This window comes from Kitasatospora sp. NPDC094016, from assembly GCF_040304045.1.
In the GTDB taxonomy this organism is placed as follows: Bacteria; Actinomycetota; Actinomycetes; order Streptomycetales; family Streptomycetaceae; genus Kitasatospora.
On the sequence record NZ_JBEOUK010000047.1, the window covers coordinates 26373 to 45555 of the forward strand.

The 19183-nt window shown below is 74.3% G+C and carries 22 protein-coding genes; 14 read left to right on the top strand and 8 right to left on the bottom strand.

Annotation, left to right across the window (positions count from 1 at the left end; genetic code table 11):
• Positions 1 to 57: 57 nt before the first annotated feature.
• From ABT015_RS31345 to ABT015_RS31355, 3 genes are all read right to left on the bottom strand, one after another.
• Positions 58 to 1194, bottom strand: a complete 1137-nt coding sequence (locus ABT015_RS31345) for a S1C family serine protease (protein ID WP_350885158.1) — start codon at positions 1192 to 1194, stop codon at positions 58 to 60.
• A 125-nt stretch (positions 1195 to 1319) separates the two neighbouring features.
• The gene (locus ABT015_RS31350; RefSeq protein ID WP_350885160.1) at positions 1320 to 2381 is read right to left on the bottom strand and encodes a LacI family DNA-binding transcriptional regulator; all 1062 of its coding nucleotides are present in this window, start codon (positions 2379 to 2381) and stop codon (positions 1320 to 1322) included.
• 123 nt (positions 2382 to 2504) lie between these two features.
• Positions 2505 to 3236 (bottom strand): response regulator transcription factor, encoded by a 732-nt coding sequence (locus ABT015_RS31355; RefSeq protein ID WP_350885162.1) that lies wholly within the window; start codon positions 3234 to 3236, stop codon positions 2505 to 2507.
• A gap of 679 nt (positions 3237 to 3915) precedes the next feature.
• Between ABT015_RS31355 and ABT015_RS31360 the strand changes: the two genes are divergently transcribed.
• The 7 genes from ABT015_RS31360 to ABT015_RS31390 all read left to right on the top strand — a co-directional run bounded on the left by ABT015_RS31360 (position 3916) and on the right by ABT015_RS31390 (position 8569).
• Complete coding sequence (locus ABT015_RS31360; RefSeq protein WP_350885164.1) at positions 3916 to 4209, top strand: MoaD/ThiS family protein; 294 nt, start codon at positions 3916 to 3918, stop codon at positions 4207 to 4209.
• A 5-nt stretch (positions 4210 to 4214) separates the two neighbouring features.
• Entirely contained in the window at positions 4215 to 5555 is a 1341-nt protein-coding gene (locus tag ABT015_RS31365) for a hypothetical protein (protein WP_502897449.1), read from the top strand.
• 181 nt (positions 5556 to 5736) lie between these two features.
• The gene (locus ABT015_RS31370) at positions 5737 to 6462 is read left to right on the top strand and encodes an LmeA family phospholipid-binding protein (protein ID WP_350885166.1); all 726 of its coding nucleotides are present in this window, start codon (positions 5737 to 5739) and stop codon (positions 6460 to 6462) included.
• Positions 6463 to 6735: 273 nt separating this feature from the next.
• The gene (locus ABT015_RS31375; protein WP_350517234.1) at positions 6736 to 6816 is read left to right on the top strand and encodes an Ms5788A family Cys-rich leader peptide; all 81 of its coding nucleotides are present in this window, start codon (positions 6736 to 6738) and stop codon (positions 6814 to 6816) included.
• 231 nt (positions 6817 to 7047) lie between these two features.
• Positions 7048 to 7884, top strand: a complete 837-nt coding sequence (locus ABT015_RS31380) for a sulfurtransferase (protein ID WP_350885168.1) — start codon at positions 7048 to 7050, stop codon at positions 7882 to 7884.
• Between the two features lie 38 nt (positions 7885 to 7922).
• Positions 7923 to 8213, top strand: coding sequence for a DUF1416 domain-containing protein (locus tag ABT015_RS31385; protein ID WP_030059605.1), 291 nt, complete (start codon positions 7923 to 7925; stop codon positions 8211 to 8213).
• Between the two features lie 83 nt (positions 8214 to 8296).
• Positions 8297 to 8569 (top strand): DUF3099 domain-containing protein, encoded by a 273-nt coding sequence (locus ABT015_RS31390; protein ID WP_350885170.1) that lies wholly within the window; start codon positions 8297 to 8299, stop codon positions 8567 to 8569.
• Positions 8570 to 8572: 3 nt separating this feature from the next.
• Here the strand turns inward: ABT015_RS31390 and ABT015_RS31395 are convergent, their stop codons facing one another.
• Positions 8573 to 8935 carry a DsrE family protein gene (locus ABT015_RS31395; protein ID WP_063348267.1) on the bottom strand — a complete coding sequence of 121 codons (363 nt, stop codon included), beginning with the start codon at positions 8933 to 8935 and terminating at the stop codon, positions 8573 to 8575.
• Between the two features lie 348 nt (positions 8936 to 9283).
• Between ABT015_RS31395 and ABT015_RS31400 the strand changes: the two genes are divergently transcribed.
• The 3 genes from ABT015_RS31400 (at position 9284) to ygfZ (ending at position 11430) form a co-directional block, all read left to right on the top strand.
• Complete coding sequence (locus ABT015_RS31400) at positions 9284 to 9886, top strand: heme-binding beta-barrel domain-containing protein (protein WP_350885173.1); 603 nt, start codon at positions 9284 to 9286, stop codon at positions 9884 to 9886.
• 106 nt (positions 9887 to 9992) lie between these two features.
• Positions 9993 to 10457 (top strand): Fur family transcriptional regulator, encoded by a 465-nt coding sequence (locus ABT015_RS31405; RefSeq protein ID WP_350885175.1) that lies wholly within the window; start codon positions 9993 to 9995, stop codon positions 10455 to 10457.
• 10 nt (positions 10458 to 10467) lie between these two features.
• Positions 10468 to 11430 carry a CAF17-like 4Fe-4S cluster assembly/insertion protein YgfZ gene (gene ygfZ / locus ABT015_RS31410; RefSeq protein WP_350885177.1) on the top strand — a complete coding sequence of 321 codons (963 nt, stop codon included), beginning with the start codon at positions 10468 to 10470 and terminating at the stop codon, positions 11428 to 11430.
• 19 nt (positions 11431 to 11449) lie between these two features.
• On the opposite strand, the gene dtd is transcribed toward ygfZ, so the two are convergent.
• Positions 11450 to 11890 carry a D-aminoacyl-tRNA deacylase gene (dtd, locus tag ABT015_RS31415; protein ID WP_350885179.1) on the bottom strand — a complete coding sequence of 147 codons (441 nt, stop codon included), beginning with the start codon at positions 11888 to 11890 and terminating at the stop codon, positions 11450 to 11452.
• Between the two features lie 522 nt (positions 11891 to 12412).
• On the opposite strand from dtd, the gene ABT015_RS31420 reads away from it, so the two are divergent.
• The 3 genes from ABT015_RS31420 (at position 12413) to ABT015_RS31430 (ending at position 14462) form a co-directional block, all read left to right on the top strand.
• Positions 12413 to 13033 carry an RsiG family protein gene (locus ABT015_RS31420; protein ID WP_350885181.1) on the top strand — a complete coding sequence of 207 codons (621 nt, stop codon included), beginning with the start codon at positions 12413 to 12415 and terminating at the stop codon, positions 13031 to 13033.
• Positions 13034 to 13095: 62 nt separating this feature from the next.
• Positions 13096 to 14058: an asparaginase gene (locus ABT015_RS31425; RefSeq protein ID WP_350885183.1), complete on the top strand. Its 963-nt coding sequence runs from the start codon at positions 13096 to 13098 to the stop codon at positions 14056 to 14058.
• Between the two features lie 194 nt (positions 14059 to 14252).
• The gene (locus tag ABT015_RS31430; protein WP_063348261.1) at positions 14253 to 14462 is read left to right on the top strand and encodes a dodecin; all 210 of its coding nucleotides are present in this window, start codon (positions 14253 to 14255) and stop codon (positions 14460 to 14462) included.
• A gap of 52 nt (positions 14463 to 14514) precedes the next feature.
• Here the strand turns inward: ABT015_RS31430 and ABT015_RS31435 are convergent, their stop codons facing one another.
• Genes ABT015_RS31435 through ABT015_RS31445 form a run of 3 tightly spaced genes read right to left on the bottom strand, consistent with a single transcriptional unit; the run spans position 14515 to position 17410 of the window.
• On the bottom strand, positions 14515 to 15330 hold the full coding sequence (locus ABT015_RS31435; protein ID WP_350885185.1) for a heme ABC transporter ATP-binding protein: 816 nt from the start codon (positions 15328 to 15330) through the stop codon (positions 14515 to 14517).
• Complete coding sequence (locus ABT015_RS31440) at positions 15327 to 16388, bottom strand: FecCD family ABC transporter permease (protein WP_350885187.1); 1062 nt, start codon at positions 16386 to 16388, stop codon at positions 15327 to 15329. The genes ABT015_RS31435 and ABT015_RS31440 overlap by 4 nt, the downstream gene beginning before the upstream one ends.
• The gene (locus ABT015_RS31445) at positions 16385 to 17410 is read right to left on the bottom strand and encodes a heme/hemin ABC transporter substrate-binding protein (protein WP_502897450.1); all 1026 of its coding nucleotides are present in this window, start codon (positions 17408 to 17410) and stop codon (positions 16385 to 16387) included. Before ABT015_RS31445 ends, ABT015_RS31440 begins: the two co-directional genes overlap by 4 nt.
• Positions 17411 to 17595: 185 nt before the next feature.
• On the opposite strand from ABT015_RS31445, the gene ABT015_RS31450 reads away from it, so the two are divergent.
• Entirely contained in the window at positions 17596 to 19173 is a 1578-nt protein-coding gene (locus tag ABT015_RS31450; protein ID WP_350885189.1) for an HtaA domain-containing protein, read from the top strand.
• The last annotated feature ends 10 nt before the right edge of the window (positions 19174 to 19183 follow it).

Genomic DNA, 19183 nt, shown 5'->3' on the forward strand with positions numbered 1-19183 from the left:
CTGCCCTTTCTCGTCGGGTGGAGGGCCTGCTGGGAGTACCGGGGGTAATTGTCCGTCTTACAGGTTCTGGCCGGCCTCCAGTTTCGGCAGAACCTGCTTGATGTCGTTGATCGGGATGGCGAAGCCGAGGCCGACGCTGCCGGCGCTGCTGCCGCCGCCGCCGGCGGTGGAGCTGGCGCCGCTGGGGGCGTACATCGCCGAGTTGATGCCGATGACCTGGCCGTTGGCGTTGATGAGCGGGCCGCCGGAGTTGCCGGGGTTGAGGGCGGCGTCGGTCTGGAAGGCCTTGTAGGTGGTGGTGCTGCCGCTGTTCTGCTGCGGGAGGTTGCCGCGCGTGCCGGGCAGGTTGGGCAGGCCGGGCAGGCTGGGGAAGCCGAAGCCGCCGTTGCTGCTGGTGGTGCCCTCGTCGAGCTGGACGGTGACGTCGCGGTTCTCGGCGCTGATGATGCCGGAGGTGACGGTGCCGGTGAGGCCGTCGGGGTTGCCGATGGCGACGACGGGGTCGCCGACGGCCACGGCGGAGGAGTCGCCGAGGGTGGCGGGGGTGAGGTTCTTGCCGCCACCGGCGGTGATCACGGCGACGTCGAGGGACTTGTCGGTGCCGGTGACGGTGGCGGGGGCGGTGGAGCCGTCCTTGAAGGTGACGGTGATCTGGCCGCCGTCGGCGGCGGTGTCGATCACGTGGTAGTTGGTGAGGATCTGCCCGTTGGTGTTGAGGATGACGCCGGTGCCGGTGGCGGTGCCGTTGCCGTTCTTGACGGTGATCTGGACGACGCTCGGCGAGACGGCGGCGGCGATGGCCGGCACGTCGGCGCCGCCGTCGGAGCGGGCGGAGACGGGGCTGGCGACGGTGCTGGTGCGGGTGGCGGAGCCGTGCTGCTCGGCGGCGACGAACCCGCCGGTGACGCCGCCGATGACGGCGGCGACCGCGGCGACGGCGGTGACCAGGGCGAGCCGCCCGCGCAGCAGACCGCGCCGGGCGCGCTTGCCGTGGCCGCCGTGGCCGCCGGGCTGGCCGGCGGTGGGCGGCTCGGGGGGCATGGGCGGGGGCGGGGAGTCGAAGCCGCCGGCCGAGTGGTCCTCGCGGTACCCGTAGGCGGTCGTGGCGGCGCTGCTGCCGAGGACGGTGCCCTCGACCACGCGGGGCTCGTACGGGCCGTACTGCTCGTCGTGGTGCTGCTGCTGTTCGCTCATGCCGACCAAATTCCGCCTGGTGGATGAGGATGGCATGAGAACCGGCTCAGAAGGGTCCGAGAAGCCCGTTGGGTTCTCATAAAGCCTGGTCAGGCGGTGTACGGCGGCGGGTGGAGCGGAGTGCGCTACTCCGCTTCCCCGGCCGGGCCCGGCGCGGCGCCGCCGCAGCCGCAGGAGCGGCGGATCACCAGACGGGACGGGAACTTGCGGACCCGCTCGGTGTCCGATCCGGGCACCATCAGCGAGTCGTCGAGCACCAGGTCCACGGCGGCCCGGGCCATCGCGTCGCGGTCGGAGGCGACGGTGGTCAGCGGCGGGTCGGCGAGCGCGGCCTCGGGGACGTCGTCGAAGCCGGCCACCGCGAGGTCCTCCGGGACCTTCAGCCCGACCTCGCGGGCGGCCCGCAGCACGCCGATCGCCTGGTCGTCGGTGGAGCAGAAGATCGCCCGCGGCCGGTCCGGCGAGCGCAGCACCCCGAGCGCGACCTCGTACGCGCCGTAGCGGTGGAAGGGCGCGTCGATCAGGTGGGGCTCGGTGGGCAGGCCGTGCGCGTCCATGGCGCGCTGCCAGCCCTCGACGTGGTCGATGACCGGGTCGCCGGGGGCGGGGGACTCGACCGGGCCGCCGAAGCACGCCACGTACGGGTGCCCGTGCACCTCCAGCAGGTGGCGGACGACGGCCTCGGCGCCGCCCACGTCGTCGGTGACCACCGCGACGTCGTCGATCGCCTCGGGGCGGCGGTGCAGCAGCACGACCTTGGCGCCCTCCATCGCGGCGAACTCCTCGGCGGCGCGCTGCGAGGGGCCCTGGCTGACCAGGATCAGGCCGGAGACGCGCATGCCGAGGAAGGCCCGGACGTAGTGCACCTCGCGGTCGTCCACGTAGTCGGAGTTGCCGATCAGCACGAGCTTGCCGCGCTCGGAGGCGGCCCGTTCCACGGCGTGCGCCATCTCGGCGAAGAAGGGCTGGCGGGCGTCCGGGACGACCATGCCGATCAGGTTGGTCCGGCGGGAGGCCATCGCCTGGGCGACGCTGTTCGGCCGGTAGCCGAGCTGATCGATCGCGGCGAGGACCTTCTCCCGGGTCGCGGGCGCGACCGGGCGCGGCCCGTTGTTGATGACGTAGCTGACGACCGCGGTCGAGGTACCAGCCAGCCGGGCTACATCGTCGCGCGTCACTTTGGCCACGGGGGGAGTCTACGCGTGTGGCGTGCGCGTCGGCAGTGGGACCTGGGGCTTTTCCGCCGGTGCTCGGCAGGTGTCGCGGAGCGAACCGGACAAGCCGGGCGGGGCGGCCCGCCCGGCCGTCGGTCAGGCCTCCAGCGGCGCCGAGGGGCGCTGGGCGAGCTCCGGGCGCTCGCCCTTCTCCGGCTTCTCCGGGACGACGAAGCGGTAGCCGACGTTGCGCACGGTGCCGATCAGCTGCTCGTGCTCGACGCCGAGCTTGGCGCGCAGCCGCCGGACGTGCACGTCGACCGTCCGGGTACCGCCGAAGTAGTCGTAGCCCCAGACCTCCTGCAGCAGCTGGGCCCGGGTGAAGACCCGGCCGGGGTGCTGGGCGAGGTACTTGATCAGCTCGAACTCCTTGAAGGTGAGGTCGAGCGCCCGGCCCTTGAGCTTGGCGGAGTAGGTGGCCTCGTCGACCGAGAGGTCGCCGTTGCGGATCTCCATCGGGCTGTCGTCGGTGCTGATGTGGAGCCGGCCGAGTGCGAGCCGCAGCCGGGCCTCGACCTCGGCCGGGCCGGCCGTGTCCAGCAGGACGTCGTCGATGCCCCACTCGGCGGTGACGGCGGCGAGGCCGCCCTCGGTCACCACCAGGATCAGCGGGCAGCCGATGCCGGTGGAGCGCAGCAGCTGGCAGAGGCTGCGGATCTGCGGCAGGTCGCGCCGGCCGTCGACCAGGATGACGTCCGCACTGGGGGTGTCCACCAGGGCGGATCCCTCGGCGGGGGCCACCCGGACGTTGTGCAGCAGCAGGCCGAGGGCCGGCAGCACCTCCGCGGAGGGTTGCAGAGCGTTGGTGAGGAGGAGGAGAGAACTCATACCCGGTAGTCCCCTTTCCGGGTCGTCGCGGTCGCGTTACGGCTGCCGCCACAGCCGGATGGCGCACGTGCTGAGGTCGGGGGGAGGAGGACGGACGCCCGAGGAGCGCCGGAGGACCGGCCGGCGAGCAGGACGCGACGGCGCACGCGCCGAGGGTCCCGCAACCCCTGGCGCACCGTTTCTGCCCTGTTCATCCCGCGAATCCTCCGGTTCGTTCCGGTCCCGGGCGGCGGCCCGGGTGCCGGGTGGACACCCCGGCCGGTCGGGGCACGTCGTCGTGCCGCGTGGGGCGGGGCGGTTCCCGCGACGCGCCGGGGGTGGGCCGACGAATCGCAAGAATGTCCGTACTGGCGTCCTGAAAGCACAAAAGGACCCGGGGGCGACTCTGCCCGGATCCCTCTTGGACGTCGAGAATAGCCGACGGCCCTGCGCGCCGGGAGGGCTCGAATCCGGCGGTTCGCCCAATCCGGGCGCGCGCCGGGTGAGCCTGGACACAGCTTCGAGCCGCCCTCCGGGCCCCCTCGGCCAGGGCGATTGCCCCTCGTGGCGGCGGACACGCCATCATGGGACGCACATCGGCGGCGCCGTACGAGTCCATCTTTCGGGTGGTCGGGCGGCCCGGTGGCGAGCCGGACCGGGGCACCGGGGCCGGGCGAGGACGACGAGAAGGGGTGGCCCGATGGGTGCGACCACGGAGCCCGCGAGCGGCGCCCGGGCGCGCGGGACGATCCGCTACTGGGCGGCCGCGAAGTCCGAGGCCGGGCTGGCCGAGGAGCCGTACGAGGCGGTGACCCTGGCGGAGGCGCTGGCGCAGGCCAGGCGGCGGCACGCGGACCGGCCGAAGCTCGTCCAGTTGCTCGGGCACTGCTCCTACCTGGTCGACGGCTCCCAGGTCGGCGGCCGGGACCACACGACCGTGGCCCTCACCGAGGGTGGCACGGTCGAGGTGCTGCCGCCGTTCGCGGGAGGCTGAGCGGCGTGACGGACATGAACGACGCGAACCAGGGCGGCTACGGCGAGTGGCCGCAGCAGCCCCCGCCGCCCCAGCCGCCCTACCGGCATCCGCAGCAGCAGCCCCACCCCCCGTACCCGCAGCCGCCGTACCCGCAGGCCCAGGCGCCGCAGCCGGGGCAGCAGCCGCCGTACGGCTACCCGGGGTACGGGCAGCCGCCGATGGACGACGCGGCGACCACGCTGCTGCCGCCCGTCCCCGCGATGGACGACGCCACGGCGACCATGCTGCTGCCGCCCGTCCCCCCGATGGAGGACGCGGCCGCGACGACGCTGCTGCCGCCGGTGGTCGTGTCCGGCGCGATGCCGACCGCCCCGCCGGCCTGGACGCCCGCCCCGCCGCCGCAGGCCCGGCACGCCGCACCGTCGCAGGCCCGGCACGCCGCTCCGGCGCCGGGCCCGCAGCACGCCGCCCCGCCGATGGTGACCCCGCCGACGGCGCCCCCGCAGCAGGGAGCGCCCGCCCTCGACTCGCCGACCATGACGCTCAAGCGCCCGGTCGCCCCCGGCGGCCCGGCGGGCGCCCCGGCCGTGCCGCCGTACGCGGCCGTCCCGGCGCAGCCCGCGCCGGCCGCGCCGCCCGCCGGCCCGCGCGGCCGGACCGGTTCGCCGATCATCGACCCGGGCCTTCAGCCCGCGCTGATCACCGCCGGCGTGGCGGCCCTGCTGGCCGGCGGCGCCGCGCTCGGGCAGGTGGCGCTGGCACTGGTGGTGGCGCTGCTCCAGGTGCTGACGGCGGCCGGCTGGTTCCGGCTGAACGGCATGTGGCCGGCCCGCCAGGGCATCGCGCTCGCCGCGCTGGCCGGGCTGACCGCGGACGCGGCGGTGCTGCTGGCGGACTCCGAGGGCAGTGTGGCGGCGGTGGTCGGCACGCTGGGCGGGTTCTTCCTGCTGGTCCTGGTGCTGCAGACGTTCCGCCCCTCGGACCCGAAGGAGCGGTTCTACGCGCTGACGGTGCTCGGCTCGGCCACGGTGGTGACGGCGCTGTGCACCTCGCTGCTGGTGGCCGACTGGGTGCCGGCCGGGGTGGGCGCGGTCGCGCTGGCCACCGTGCTGGCCGCGGCGCCGCTGCCCGGCCCGAAGCTGCTGGGCCCGGTGCTGGGCCTGGCGGCGGCGGTGCTGCTGGGTCTGCTGGTGGGCGCGCCGCCGGCGCTGGGGGTGCTGGCGGGGCTGGGTGCGCTGGTCGGCCGACGGGTCGCGGCGTACGACTTCCCGTCCCGGTTCGTGCACATGACGGCGGGCGTGGCGCTGCCGCTGGCGGTGGCCTCGCCGCTGATCTGGATCGCCACGGACCTGCTGGCCGGCTGAGGCCCGGGAGACGACCGGCGAGTCCCGCTCCGGAACCATGTTCCGGGGCGGGACGTCGTACGGTCGGGCGGGAACGGCCTCGGCCGGGGCCGCCACGGAACGCCGGGCGGGGAACGCCGGGCGAGGAACACCGGACGAGGACAGCGGACGACGACGGCGACCGGCGACGACGGGGAGTGCGATGCGCGGATGGCTGAAGGCGACGATCGGCCTGGTGGTGCTCTCCGGCCTGCTGGTCGGCGCCGACCGGATCGCGGTCGGGGTGGCCGAGGACCAGGCCGCCGACCGGATGGTGAGCAGCGGCCGGATGAGCCAGCGGCCGGACATCTCGATCGAGGGCTTCCCGTTCCTCACCCAGGCGCTGTCGATGAAGCTGGACGACGTCCGGATCTCCTCCGACGGCCTGACCGTCGGCGACGGCGGCCGCCAGGTGGCGCTGCGCTCCTTCAAGGCCCGGCTGTCCGGCGTCACGGTGAGCGACAGCCTGAGGAGCGCCACGGTGGACAGCGGCACCGGCAGCGGCCTGATCTCGTACGCGGACCTCGCGCAGCTGCTGCCGCCGGCCTCCCAGCTGGTGTCGGGGGCGGGCAAGCTGCCGGTGGGCGGCAACACCCGGCTGGCCCTGTCGTACGGCGGGCCGGGCAGGATCAAGGCCGCGCTGGGGCCGATCGAGGTCGGTGAGGGTTCGGTGCACAGCAGCGGGAGCACCGTCACCGCGGACGGCTTCCAGCTCAGCGCGCTCGCCGGGATGTTCGCCGGGGTCACCGACCAGCGGCTGAAGCCGATGAGCTTCACCCTCGACTCGCTCCCGGCCGGGCTGAAGCTGGCCGACAAGGACGGGGCGACGCCGCAGCCGGAGGGCCTGCAGCTGACCTTCGAGGGCAAGGGCGTCAAGCTGCTGGGCTGACCGGGCGGTCACTTCCGCTCCCGTGCCGTCCCCTCCCTCCGTTCCTTCCGTTTCTTCCGTCTCCCGCGTTCCGCTCCGCGAGACGCGCCGTCCGGCGCGGATCGCGGAGCGGTGTCGTTTCCGCCTGTTGTGGGCCGCCCGGGGCTGCCGGTCCGGGACGGGACGGCTGCCCCGCAGGCCATGGAAGGGTCAAATCTCGGCATTCGGGCTATTCGGTCTCGACATTCGGTACGCTGATGACAGCGGGCCTCCGGTGTCCCTAGCATCGTCGACATGAAGCGACAGACGGATCTCACGAAGCGGCGGGCGGTCGACCTGTGCCGCGTGGCCGCCTGTCTGTGTCGAATGCGCTAACTCGGCGTTTTTGCTGGGCAGTTGAAGCCCGCCGCCGATTTTCCCGGTGACCTTGCCCGGCTGCCCCGGCCGGCCGTCGCCGCCGCACCCCGCAACTCCTCGCCCGTCGGCCCGGACCGCCACCCCCGTCCCAGTATTCGGACAGGAATTCGGACCGCAGTCGCCCGGGCACCCAGCAGCACCTCCCGAGCAGAACCTTCCGCACACCGCCCTCGGATGGAGAACACCACCATGAGCCGCAGCGACGTCCTGGTCGACGCCGACTGGGTCCAGGCCCACCTGGACGACCCGAAGGTCGTCATCGTCGAGGTCGACGAGGACACCTCCGCGTACGACAAGAACCACATCCGCAACGCCGTCCGGATCGACTGGAAGCAGGACCTCCAGGACCCGGTCCGCCGCGACTTCATCGACCAGGCCGGCTTCGACGCGCTGCTCAGCGCCAAGGGCATCGCCAACGACGACACCGTCGTGCTCTACGGCGGCAACAACAACTGGTTCGCCTCGTACGCCTACTGGTACTTCAAGCTGTACGGCCACGGTGACGTCCGCCTGCTGGACGGCGGCCGCAAGAAGTGGGAGCTGGACTCCCGCGACCTGGTCGCCGAGGTGCCGGCCCGCGAGGCCACCGAGTACCGGGCGCAGGCCGTCGACTCCTCGATCCGCGCCTTCCGCGACGACGTGCTCGCGGCCATCGGCCAGCTCAACCTGGTCGACGTCCGTTCGCCCGACGAGTTCTCCGGCAAGCTGCTCGCCCCGGCGCACCTCCCGCAGGAGCAGTCGCAGCGCCCCGGCCACGTGCCGAGCGCCCGCAACATCCCGTGGGCCAAGAACGCCAACGACGACGGCACCTTCAAGAGCGATGACGAGCTCAAGGCGCTGTACGAGGCCGAGGGCATCGACCTGGCGAAGGACACCATCGCCTACTGCCGCATCGGCGAGCGCTCCGCGCTCACCTGGTTCGTCCTGCACGAGCTGCTCGGCCAGGAGAACGTCAAGAACTACGACGGTTCGTGGACCGAGTACGGCAGCCTCGTCGGCGTGCCGATCGAGCTCGGCAGCAACTGAGCCCGCGGCTCGACCGTCGTCAGAAGGGAAGACAAGACATGTGCGGTGCGAAGGCCGGCGGCCCGGACCTGGCAGGAGTTGACGTGGCGAACGAGACGATCATCCAGGGTTCGGTGACCCGCGACGGTGAGCCGGTCAACGGCTACGTCCGGCTGCTCGACGAGGGGGGCGAGTTCACGGCCGAGGTGCCCACCTCGGCGACCGGCCAGTTCCGGTTCTTCGCCCGCCCGGGCAAGTGGACCCTGCGCGCGCTGGTGCCGGGCCAGACCGTGGACCGTCAGGTGGTGGCCTCCCAGGGCACCGCCGTCGAGGTCGCGATCGCGGTCTGACCGGTACCCGATCCGCCTGATCCACGGGCGGAGTTACACCGAGGGCCCTGCCGCGGCAGGGCCCTCGGTCGTACCGTGGAGACGTGCAGACAAGGCGGCGGCGGCACTACTACTTCGCCCTGATGGGCGTCTGCCTGGGCCTGTTCGTGCTGGCCTGGGGCGTGGTGAGGTTCTTCTCCGTGCCCGCCGCGATCGGCATGTGCGTGGTCGCGATGGTGATCCCGCCGGCCGCCGCCGTGTTCGCCAACAAGCGGGACCCGGACGACGACTGGTGGAACGACCCCCGCTGGGACGACCCGAAGTGGGACGAGCCCGGCCACGACCGGGACCGCCCCGACCACGAGGAGCACCCGTAGCCGTCAGTAGACGAGTGCCTGGACGTTGTCCGCCATGATCTCGCTGACGAAGACCTGCGCGCCCGCGATCCGGACGCCCTCGACGGTGTCCTGCTGCACGATCCCCCGGCGGGCCGCACACTGGGTGCACAGCGTCACCGAGCCGCTCGCGAGGATCGCCTCCAGCAGGTCCGGAAGCGGTGCCGCGTGCGGCAGTTCGAACTCCGCCGCCCGCCCCGGCAGGGCGAACCAGGAGGACTCCCCGGTCAGCCAGAGCGAGACCTCGATCCCGCTGGCGACGGCCACCGCCGCGACGGTGAACGCCTGCGAACACCGCTCCGGCGCGTCGGCCCCGGCGGTGACCTTGATGACGAGTTTCTTCGACATGGCGCCACCTTAGAGGGCTCGCGGCCCCCGCTCGCCGTCATCCCGGGATCCCTTGGGGAAACCTTGGACGGCGGAGGAAAATCGGCGCGAACGATGACGTGGTGGGGCTCACCGCGACCGGCCGATGACCGGCGGATAGAGTGAGCGGCAGCAAAATCCACCACACTGTCGCCGCCTGGGAGCCACCCGTGTCCGGTCTGGAAATCTTCTTCGACGGTCTGCTGGCCCTCATGGCCGTGCTGATCACCTGGTTCGCCATCTTCTCGGTGATGAAGCTCTACCAGGGCCAGCGCTGATCCTGCCGTACGGTTGAGGCAGCCCACACCGACGACGACAGCGACCAGGAACATGATCGAGATCCCCTCCGACCTCCACAAGGACGTCGTCCCGCTCGCCTTCCTCCTCGGCACCTGGGAGGGCGCGGGCGTCTACGCCCCGTTGCCAGATGAAGAGGGCCCTGGCACCGAGAAGTGCAACTTCGGCCAGGAGATCGTGATCCGGCACGACGGCCGGCCCTTCCTGGAGTTCCGCTCCCGCACCTGGGTGCTGGACAACGAGGGCGAGAAGGTCCGCCCGCTGGAGAACGAGCACGCGTTCTGGCGCATCACCAGCAACCACGACGGCACCAGCGGCGTCCGCGGGATCGAGATCTCGTCGGTCCGCGACGACGGCACCGTGGAGATCTGGTACGGCGAGCTGGCCGACGGCAAGCCGCAGATCGACGTCTCCACGGACGCGGTCGCCCGGATCGAGGGCTCGCCGGAGTACTCGGGCGGCAAGCGGCTGTACGGCTTCGTCAACGAGGAGCTGCTCTGGGTCGGCGAGAAGGCCGCCCCGAACGTGCCGCTGCGCCCGTACATGTCGGCCCAGCTGAAGAAGGTGCTCAGCCCGGCCCAGCTGATCAAGGACATCAACGACCTGCCGGACGACGGCATCGCGTTCTTCAAGTGAGCCCGGCGCTCCGCTGAGCGGTACGGCTTTCGCGTGAGGTAGGGACCGGCCGCCGGCCGGTCCCTACACTTGCCTCAGGACCCCCGACCTTGGCAGGGACAGCACCGTGGCGGACACCGGCACCACCGACTGGCAGCTCTCCGGCGACTGGAAGGCCGACCTGCGTGAACGCGGCTACCGGCTGACCCCGCAGCGGCAGCTCGTACTCGAAGCCGTCGACCGCCTCGACCACGCCACCCCCGACGACATCCTCTGCCACGTCCGGCAGACCGCGAGCGGGGTCAACATCTCCACCGTCTACCGGACCCTGGAGCTGCTGGAGGAACTCGGCCTGGTCTCGCACGCCCACCTCGGCCACGGCGCCCCGACCTACCACCTGGCCGGCCGCCACCACCACCTGCACCTGGTCTGCCGGGACTGCGACAAGGTCTCCGAGACCGGCACCGAGATCGCCGAGCCGCTGATCAGCAGCCTGCGCGAACAGCACGGCTTCGACACCGACCTCAAGCACTTCGCCATCTTCGGCCGCTGCGCCGACTGCACCGCCAAGCTCGCGGACGGCCGGTCGTAAGCTGGCCGGTATGAAGAGCCCGCTGCTGAGCCTGCCCGGAGCCGTCCCCGCCGAAGGCGCCGACGAGGGCGTCGCCGCCCACTACGGCGACATCTTCCGCGAGCAACGCAACCTCGCGCAGGGCACGGGCTTCGTGGACCTCTCGCACCGCGGCGTGCTCACCGTCACCGGCCAGGACCGCCTGGCCTGGCTGCACCTGCTGCTCACCCAGCACGTCAGCGCGCTGGCGCCGCAGGAGGCCACCGAGGCGCTGGTGCTCTCCCCGAACGGGCACGTCGAGCACGCGCTCTACCTGGTCGACGACGGCACCACCACCTGGGCGCACGTCGAGCCGGGCACCCAGGAGGCGCTGCTGGGCTACCTGGAGAGCATGAAGTTCTTCTACCGGGTGGAGGTCGCCGACGCGACCGCCGAGTACGCCGTGGTGCACCTGCCGGCGGGCTCCACCGCCGCCGTCGAGGGTGCCGCTGCGGTGCGCGAACTCCCGTACGGGCGCGACCTGTTCGTGCCGCGCGCCGAGCTGGCGGAGCTGGCCGCCGGGTACGGCCCGGCGGCGGGGGTCTGGGCGTACGAGGCGCTGCGGATCGAGGGCCACCGGCCGCGGCTGGGCTTCGAGACCGACCACCGGACCATCCCGCACGAGGTGGACTGGCTGCGCACCGCCGTCCACCTGCAGAAGGGCTGCTACCGGGGACAGGAGACCGTCGCCCGGGTGCACAACCTGGGCCGGCCGCCGCGCCGGCTGGTCTTCCTGCACCTGGACGGCACCGAGGAGACGCTGCCCCCGCACGGGACGCAGGTGCGGCTGGCGACCGAGCCGGACGGGCGCCCGCTCGGCTTCGTCACCTCCTCGGCCCGCCACCACGAGCTGGGGCCGATCGCGCTGGCGATCGTCAAGCGGAACGTCCCGGTGGACGCGGTACTGCTGGCCGGGACGGTGCCGGGCACCCAGGACGTGATCGTCCCGCAGTAGCCCGTGCGCCCGGCCGCGGTCAGACCTCCACGAGGACGGTGAACGGGCCGTCGTTCACCAGCGCCACCTGCATGTCGGCGCCGAACCGGCCCGTCTCCACCTTGGCGCCGAGCTCGCGCAGTCGGGCGACCACCTCGTCCACCAGGGGCTCGGCGACCGGGCCGGGGGCGGCGGCGTTCCAGGTCGGGCGGCGGCCCTTGCGGGCGTCGCCGTAGAGGGTGAACTGGCTGATCACCAGCAGCGGGGCCCCGAGGTCGGAGCAGGACTGCTCGACGCCCTCGTCGTCGGCGGGCAGCAGCCGCAGCGTCCACAGCTTGCGGGCCAGCTGGGCCGCCTTGGCCGGGGTGTCCTCGTGGGTGACGCCGACCAGGACGCAGAGCCCGGGCCCCTCGATCGCGCCGACGGTCTCTCCGGCCACGGTCACCCTGGCCTCGGTCACTCGCTGCACCACTGCTCGCATGCCGCCATTGTGCCGGAGGCCCGGGGGGTGCCCGACGGGCACCCGGCGCCGTGCTCGCGGGGCACCCGGTGCCGTGCCCGGCGGCACCTGGGGCGTGCGGGAGGGGCGCGTGTGCAGGTGGTGCACGCCGGGTGGTGCGCGCCTGCGCAGGGTCGGGCGCCGCTCTTCCTGCGGAAAGGTCCGGTCATATCAGCCACCCCCGTTCGCCAGGGGGCCGTTCGGGTGCACGGGCGGTGCGCCCGCGCCGGGCGGGGTGGCACGCTGGTGGACCGTACGGAGGGCCCGGCGCGCCATATGGTCCGCCGCACCGGGCCGGGCTCGGCCGGGCGGTCGAGCCCGTAGGTCAGGCGTTCCGGCGGCATCGCCCCGGTGGGTGGTTCCGGCCGGGAACCGGAACCTTCGGGGGCGGCCGGGCGTGCCAACGGACGGGACGCGTGAGCCCGTCGGGGGACGGGTCGGACCGGCGGCAGGGACGCAGTGCCGCGAGCGGGCGGGATCGGACGACGGCAGGTGGGTTGGTTGATGGACGCGAGCAGCGCGGCGTGGGACCGGTCCGGGCACGTGGCGGAGGTCGCCGGGGGCGCCGGGGCCCTGGGCACGGCGATAGAGCCCGACCTGGAACGGCTGGGCCTGGACCAGCTGCGGATCCTGCGCCGGGAGACCCTGGAGCAGGAGGCCGACCTCTCCTACCTGCGGCGGCTGCTGCACGGGCGGATGGACATCCTGCGCGCCGAACTCGACCGCCGGCCCGGCGGTCCGGTCCGGGCGGTCGGGCCGGCCGGGGCGGGCGGCGCCGACGGGCCCCCCGGCGACCTGCTGGACCGCCTCCCGGCCATCCTGACCGACGCGCCCTCCACCGTGCGGCGCTCGGCCCGGCACGTCACGCTCGGGCCGCCGCGCGGCCACGAGTCCCAACTGGAGGCGGCCGAGCTGATGGGGGACGTCCAGCTCGCCGACCTGGCCGCGCACCCGGCGGAGGAACTGCTGGCCGCGCTGGAGCGGCTGCGCGCGCACGAGCGCGAGGTGTCCGGGCGGCGGCAGCGGCTGCTGCGGACGGCCGACGGTTGCAGCGCGGAGATCACCCGCAGGTACCGTGATGGGGAAGCACGGGTCGAGGACCTGCTCGCAGGGGGGCCGCTCTGACCGGGTGAGGTACCACGGGCGGGCGGGGCCCGGTCCACCCTCACCCCCGGAAGGCTCCCGCCATGTCCCAGTCCGCCACCCCGCCCGTCGTCCTCGCCGAGGTCATACGCTCGGGCTTCACCGAGGGCCGCCACCACGGCTCCCTGGTGCTGCTCGCCGCCGACGGCTCGGTGGAGTTCGCGCTCGGCGACCCCGACGCGCCGGTCTTCCCCCGGTCGACCGCCAAGCCGTTCCAGGCGGTGGCCACGCTGCGGGCCGGGCTGGCGATCGAGGGCGAACTGCTGGCGCTGGCCGCCTCCAGCCACTCCGCGGAATCGTTTCACCTCGACGGTGTCCGGACCATCCTGAGCTCCGCCGGGCTCGACGAGTCCGCCCTGCGCACCCCGGCCGACCTCCCGCTCGACGAGACCGAGGCGGAACTGCTGCTCGGCTCCGGCGGCCGCCGCGCCCCCGTCCTGATGGACTGCTCCGGCAAGCACGCCGGCTGGCTGGCCGCCTGCGTCGCCAACGGCTGGGACACCGCGAGCTACCTCGACCCCGGTCACCCGATCCAGCTGCTGGCCCGCGAGGCCCTGGAGGAGGGCACCGGCGAGACCGCCACCCACGCCGGGGTGGACGGCTGCGGCGCGCCGCTGCTGGCCGTCACGCTGACCGGCCTGGCCCGCGGCTACCGCGGCCTGGTGCTGGCCGCCGAGGGCACGGCGCCCCGCCGGGTGGCCGACGCCATGCGCGCCCACCCCGAGTACGTGGCCGGCACCCGCCGGGCCGACACCTGGCTGATGCGGGCCGTCCCCGGCGCGCTGTCCAAGATGGGCGCCGAGGCCGTCCAGGTGGTGGCGCTGCCGGACGGGCGGGCGCTCGCCTTCAAGATCGACGACGGCGGCGAGCGGGCCCGCGGCCCGGTGCTGGCGGCCGCGCTGCGCCGGCTCGGGGTGACCGGCGCGGACGCGACCGTCGAGCGGATCGGGGCGGCCCCGCTGCTGGGCGGCGGCGCCACGGTCGGGCAGGTGCGGGCGGCCTTCTAGCGGGCTCCTAGCGCCTCCGCGGTCTCCCGCAGCCGCCCCGGGGTGTGCCAGCGGCCTCCCCGGGGCCCGCAAGGGGCCTGCCGGCGGCCTTCCAGGGGAGGCGGGGAGGCCGGGGAGGCGGCCGTCGGCGTGCGGGCGGAGCGGCGGCGGTGCACGGTGGACCGGGGGCCGTCGCACAGCTGAGGGAGTCCGCCATGACTGACCACGTGTACCGGGTGACCGAGATCGTCGGATCCTCGACCGAGAGCGTCGACGCCGCGATTCGCAACGGGGTGGAGCGGGCCTCCCGGACGCTGCGCAACCTCGACTGGTTCGAGGTGACGCAGGTCCGGGGCCACCTGGAGGACGGCGGGGTGAAGCACTACCAGGTCGGACTGAAGCTCGGCTTCCGGCTGGAGGACTGAGCCCGCTTCCGCGGCCCGCCCACAGCCACGCCACCGCCGGCCCCGCGCCCGGTCAGCGTTCGGGCAGCACCAGCGGCACCCCGGTGCGCGGGTGCGCCAGCACCTCGACCGGGTGGCCGTACACCTCGCTGAGCAGCGGGGCGCGCAGCACCTCGGCGACCGGCCCGTCCGCGACCGTCGCCCCGGCGTCCAACAGCACCACCCGGTCCGCGTAGGCCGCCGCCAGGGACAGGTCGTGCAGCACCACGACCACGCCGTCTCCGGCGGCGGCGCGCTCCCGGGCGACCCGCAGCACCAGCTCCTGGTGGCGCAGGTCGAGGGCGGCGGTCGGCTCGTCCAGGAGCAGCAGCGGGGCGCGCTGGGCCAGCACCCGGGCCAGCGCCACCCGGGCCCGCTCGCCGCCGGACAGGGCGGTGAACGGGCGCCCGGCGAAGGCGGTGGACTCGGTGGCGGCCATCGCCTCGGCGACCACGGCCTCGTCCTTGACGGCGGCCGCCGTGCCGGTCCAGGGGGCGCGGCCCATCCGGACCACCTCGTCGGCGGGGAACGGGAAGGACAGCGCGGCGGACTGCGGCAGCAGCGCGCGGTGCAGGGCGAGCTCGGCGGCGCCGTAGCCGGCCAGCGGGCGGCCGCGCAGCCGGACCTCGCCGCCGTCCGGACGGACGTCGCCGGCCAGGACGGACAGCAGGGTGGACTTGCCGGCGCCGTTCGGCCCGAGCAGCGCGACCACCTCTCCGGCGGCGACCCGCACCGACGCGCCGTCCAGCAGGGCGCGCCCGCCGATGGTCAGCCGGACGGTCTCGGCGGTCAGCAACTCGCTTCCGGGTAGGGGCCGTTCGGGCACCTCCCGGGGGGTTCGCAATCTCATGCCCAGCCTCCCTGCCGGCTCCTGGTCCGGCGCAGCAGCCAGAAGAAGAACGGACTGCCGATCAGTGCGGTGAGCACCCCGAGCGGCAGCTCGGCCGGCTCGGCGACGGTGCGGGCGGCGAGGTCGGCGGCCACCAGGACCAGCGCGCCGCCGAGTGCCGAGGCGGGCAGCAGGAAGCGGTGGCCGGGCCCGGCCAGCATCCGCAGCAGGTGCGGGACGACGAGCCCGACGAAGCCGATGATGCCGCTGACCGCGACGGCCGCGGCGGTGAGCAGCGCGACGACGGTGATCAGCACCAGCCGCATCCGCTCGACGTCCACCCCGAGGTGGCGGGCCGGGCGTTCGCCGAGGGCCAGCAGGTCCAGCTTGCGGGCGTACAGCGGGGCGACGGCCAGGCCGACGGCGGCGAACGGCAGGACGGCGAGCACCTTGCCCCAGGTGGCCTGGGAGAGCGAGCCGAGCTGCCAGAAGGTGACCTGGCTGATCGCGGCGGAGTCGGCGGTGAACAGGAAGATCCCGATCAGCGCACCGCAGAAGGCGTTCACGGCGACCCCGGTGAGGATCAGGGTGACGACCTCGGTGCGTCCGCCGGAGCGGGCCATCAGGTACACCGCGTAGACGGTCAGCAGGCCGCTGGCGAAGGCGAAGGCGGTGATCGTCCAGCTGCCGAGGGTGTCCAGGCCGAGCACGATGCAGGCCACCGCGCCGACCGCGCCGCCCGAGGAGACGCCGATCACGGCGGGTTCGGCCAGCGGGTTGCCGAACACGCCCTGCATCAGCGCCCCGGCGCAGCCGAGCGAGCCGCCGACCAGCAGGGCGAGCACCACCCGGGGGAGCCGGACGTTCCACAGCACCGACTCGGGCACCCGGTCCAGGGCGTGCCCGCCGAGGCCGAGCCGGTGGGCGGCGGAGGCCAGGATGTCGCCGAGCGGGATGCGGTAGGCGCCGATGCCGGCGGCGAGCAGGGCGCAGAGCACCAGGGCGGCGGCGAGCCCGGCGGTGATCAGGGTGGTCCTGCTGACGGCGGGCGCGGTCTTCGCCCGTACGGCGGTGGTCACTTGGCGTCCGCCGGGTAGAGCTGGGCGGCGATCTCGCGGAGCACCTGGGGGGTGCGCGGGCCGTAGCTGAGCAGTTGGCCGTCCTCGATCGAGACGATCCGGCGGTCGAGGCCGGCCGGGGTCTGGGCGACGCCGGGCAGCTTGAGCAGGCCGTCGACGCCGCCGACCGAGTCCAGGCCCTTGCTCATCACGAGGATGGCGTCGGGTGCGGCCTTGACCAGGGCCTCGCTGGTGAGCGGGGTGAAGTCGCCGGTGAGGCCGGCGGCGGTGCCGGCGTCCTGGCCGCCGACCGCCTCGATCAGCGAGCCGGCGCCGGAGGCGGGCCCGCCGAGCAGGTAGACGGAGGCGCTGCCGCGCAGGTAGAGGAAGGCGACCTTGGGGTGGCGGGCGGCGGCCGGGGCGGCGGCCCTGGCATCGTCGATCCGCTGTGCGGTGCGCTCCTTCAACTGCCGCCCGGCGTCCGGGACTCCGAGGGCGGCGGCGACGGTGTCGATGCGCGGGCCGACGTCGGCGAGTTGCTTGGCGTCGTCCAGGACGAGCAGCGGGACGCCGGCCGCGCGGATCTGCGCGATGGCCTCGGCCGGGCCGGTGGAGCGGTCGGCGAGGACGACGGTGGGGTGCAGTGACAGCACGCCCTCGGCGGACACGTCGTGGGCCTGGGTGATCACCGGCAGGGCGGCGGCCTGCTGGAAGGTGGTGGAGACGTCCCGGGCGACGACCTTGGGGCCGAGGCCGAGGCTGAAGACCAGCTCGGAGAGGCTGCCGTTGAGCGGGATGATCCGCTCGGCGCTGGTGACGGTGACCTGGCGGCCGTCGACGGAGGCGGTGGTGGCCGGGAGCTGCGGGACGGGTTCGACGGGCAGTGGTTCGACCGCGTCGGGGGCCCGGGAGGAGCTCGCCGCGGTCGCTCCGCCGGTGGTGCCGGACGGGCCGCAGGCGGTGAGGGCGAGCAGCAGGCCGAGGGCGAGCAGCAGGAGGGCGGGCCCGCGGGCCGCCCCGGTTCGGATCGTACTGCTGCTCAACGTGCTTCCCTTCGATGGGAGTTGTCGCCGCTCCGGTCCTGGTGGAGGGGTTGCGGCGGGACTCTTGACTCATATATTAGGTTAGCCTTACCTAGGTTTCGCAAGGGGGTCGGCATCGCGCCAGACCCCTCCCTTGCCGCGTCCTTCACCGCCACTGACCGCACCCCGCCGAGGAGTGATCCGCCGTGCCCCTGCCCAGCCGGCTCCGCCGTCTGGCCGCCACCCTGGTGGCCGCCCTCGCCGCCCTGCTGGCGGTGGGCCTGTCACCCGGCCCGGCGCACGCGGCGGAGGGCAAGGTCGCCGGCGGACGGCTGGACTGGGGCATCAAGCAGTCCTTCCTGACGTACATCACCGGGCCTATCGCGAAGGGGAGTTGGACGCTCAACGGCGGCGCGGCCACGGTCGGCGGCAGCACCTTCCGGTTCCACTCCGCGACCGGCGGCTACGACCCGGCGACCGGTGCGCTGACCGCCGCCTTCTCCGGCGGGGTCCGGTTCACCGGGCACCAGGAGAACGGCGCCAACGCGCTCGACCTGAGCCTCGGCCGGCTCACCGTCCGGGCCGTCCAGGGCGGCGCGGCCGGGCTGTACGCCGACGTCAGCAGCAAGTCCAAGGACACCGGGCAGGTCAGCAGCGCGAGCCAGGCCAAACTGGCCGAGCTCTCCCTGGCCGGCGTCGACCTGCGCGGCGCGGCCGGCACCCTGACGCTCAGCAACGTGCCGGGCACCCTCACCGACGCCGGGGCCAAGGCCTTCGGCAACTTCTACCCCGCCGGGACGGCCCTGGACCCGCTCACCCTCTCGGTCAACCTGCCCGCCGCGCAGCCGACTTCGCAGGCCCCGTCGCCGACCGCCGCGGCCACCCCCTCGGCGGCCGCCGTGCCGACGCCGTCGGCGACCGCTGAGGCCCCGACCGCTGAGGCCCCGACCACCCCGCCCGTCGCCCAGGCCCCCGCCAGGACCGAGTTCGCCAACGGCGCCCTCGACTGGGGCGTGCGCCGCACCTTCCGCGACTACGTCACCGGCGCGATCGCCCAGGGCCGCTGGGAACTCGGCGCCGGCGCGGCGGACGGCGGCGCCTACTTCCGCTGGACCCCGGCCAAGGGCGGGTACGACCCCGCCAACGGCGACCTCACCGCCGCCTTCACCGGCACCGTGCGCTTCACCGGCCTGCGCAGCGGCGACAGCTACGGCCTGGACCTCACCCTCGCCAACCCGGGCGTCACCGTGGCCGGCGGCCAGGGCCGACTGGTCGCGGACGTCTCCGGCCGGACCCCGGACGGCGCCACCCAGCAGCTCACCGGCGTCGAGCTGGCCGCGTTCGACCCGGCCGGCCTCAAGCCCGAGGGCGGCCTGCTGAAGGCCGTCGAGGTGCCGCTGAAGCTCACCGAGGGCGGCGCCAAGGCCTTCGGCGGCCTCTACCCGGCCGGCACCGAGATGGACCCGCTGAGCTTCGCCGTCGCGCTCGACCCGGCCGCCGCGCTGCCCCCGCTGCCCGACCTCGGCAGCGCCCCGGCCACCGCGCCGAGCACCACCGCGACCCCCACCGGCGACCCCTCCGCCGCGCCCGTCGCCGCCGCCTCCTCCCCGGGCGGCTTCCCGGTGGCGGCCGTGGCCGGCGGCGCCGTGCTGGTGGCCGCGCTCGCCGTGACCGGCGGCCTGCTCCTGCGGCGCCGCCGCGCGGCCGCCGCGTCGGGCGCGGCCGTCGACGGCGGTCCCGGCGACGGCCCCGGTGCCGCGCCGGGCCCCGGCGACGCGGCCTGACACCCCGGAG

Bases quoted from the DNA above. Each gene is read 5' to 3' on its own strand.
- ABT015_RS31345 (WP_350885158.1), bottom strand. From the start codon at position 1,194: ATGAGCGAACAGCAGCAGCACCACGACGAGCAGTACGGCCCGTACGAG.
- ABT015_RS31355 (WP_350885162.1), bottom strand. From the start codon at position 3,236: ATGAGTTCTCTCCTCCTCCTCACCAACGCTCTGCAACCCTCCGCGGAG.
- ABT015_RS31360 (WP_350885164.1), top strand. From the start codon at position 3,916: ATGGGTGCGACCACGGAGCCCGCGAGCGGCGCCCGGGCGCGCGGGACG.
- ABT015_RS31370 (WP_350885166.1), top strand. From the start codon at position 5,737: ATGCGCGGATGGCTGAAGGCGACGATCGGCCTGGTGGTGCTCTCCGGC.
- ABT015_RS31375 (WP_350517234.1), top strand. From the start codon at position 6,736: ATGAAGCGACAGACGGATCTCACGAAGCGGCGGGCGGTCGACCTGTGC.
- ABT015_RS31380 (WP_350885168.1), top strand. From the start codon at position 7,048: ATGAGCCGCAGCGACGTCCTGGTCGACGCCGACTGGGTCCAGGCCCAC.
- ABT015_RS31385 (WP_030059605.1), top strand. From the start codon at position 7,923: ATGTGCGGTGCGAAGGCCGGCGGCCCGGACCTGGCAGGAGTTGACGTG.
- ABT015_RS31395 (WP_063348267.1), bottom strand. From the start codon at position 8,935: ATGTCGAAGAAACTCGTCATCAAGGTCACCGCCGGGGCCGACGCGCCG.
- ABT015_RS31400 (WP_350885173.1), top strand. From the start codon at position 9,284: ATGATCGAGATCCCCTCCGACCTCCACAAGGACGTCGTCCCGCTCGCC.
- ygfZ (WP_350885177.1), top strand. From the start codon at position 10,468: ATGAAGAGCCCGCTGCTGAGCCTGCCCGGAGCCGTCCCCGCCGAAGGC.
- dtd (WP_350885179.1), bottom strand. From the start codon at position 11,890: ATGCGAGCAGTGGTGCAGCGAGTGACCGAGGCCAGGGTGACCGTGGCC.
- ABT015_RS31420 (WP_350885181.1), top strand. From the start codon at position 12,413: ATGGACGCGAGCAGCGCGGCGTGGGACCGGTCCGGGCACGTGGCGGAG.
- ABT015_RS31425 (WP_350885183.1), top strand. From the start codon at position 13,096: ATGTCCCAGTCCGCCACCCCGCCCGTCGTCCTCGCCGAGGTCATACGC.
- ABT015_RS31430 (WP_063348261.1), top strand. From the start codon at position 14,253: ATGACTGACCACGTGTACCGGGTGACCGAGATCGTCGGATCCTCGACC.
- ABT015_RS31435 (WP_350885185.1), bottom strand. From the start codon at position 15,330: ATGAGATTGCGAACCCCCCGGGAGGTGCCCGAACGGCCCCTACCCGGA.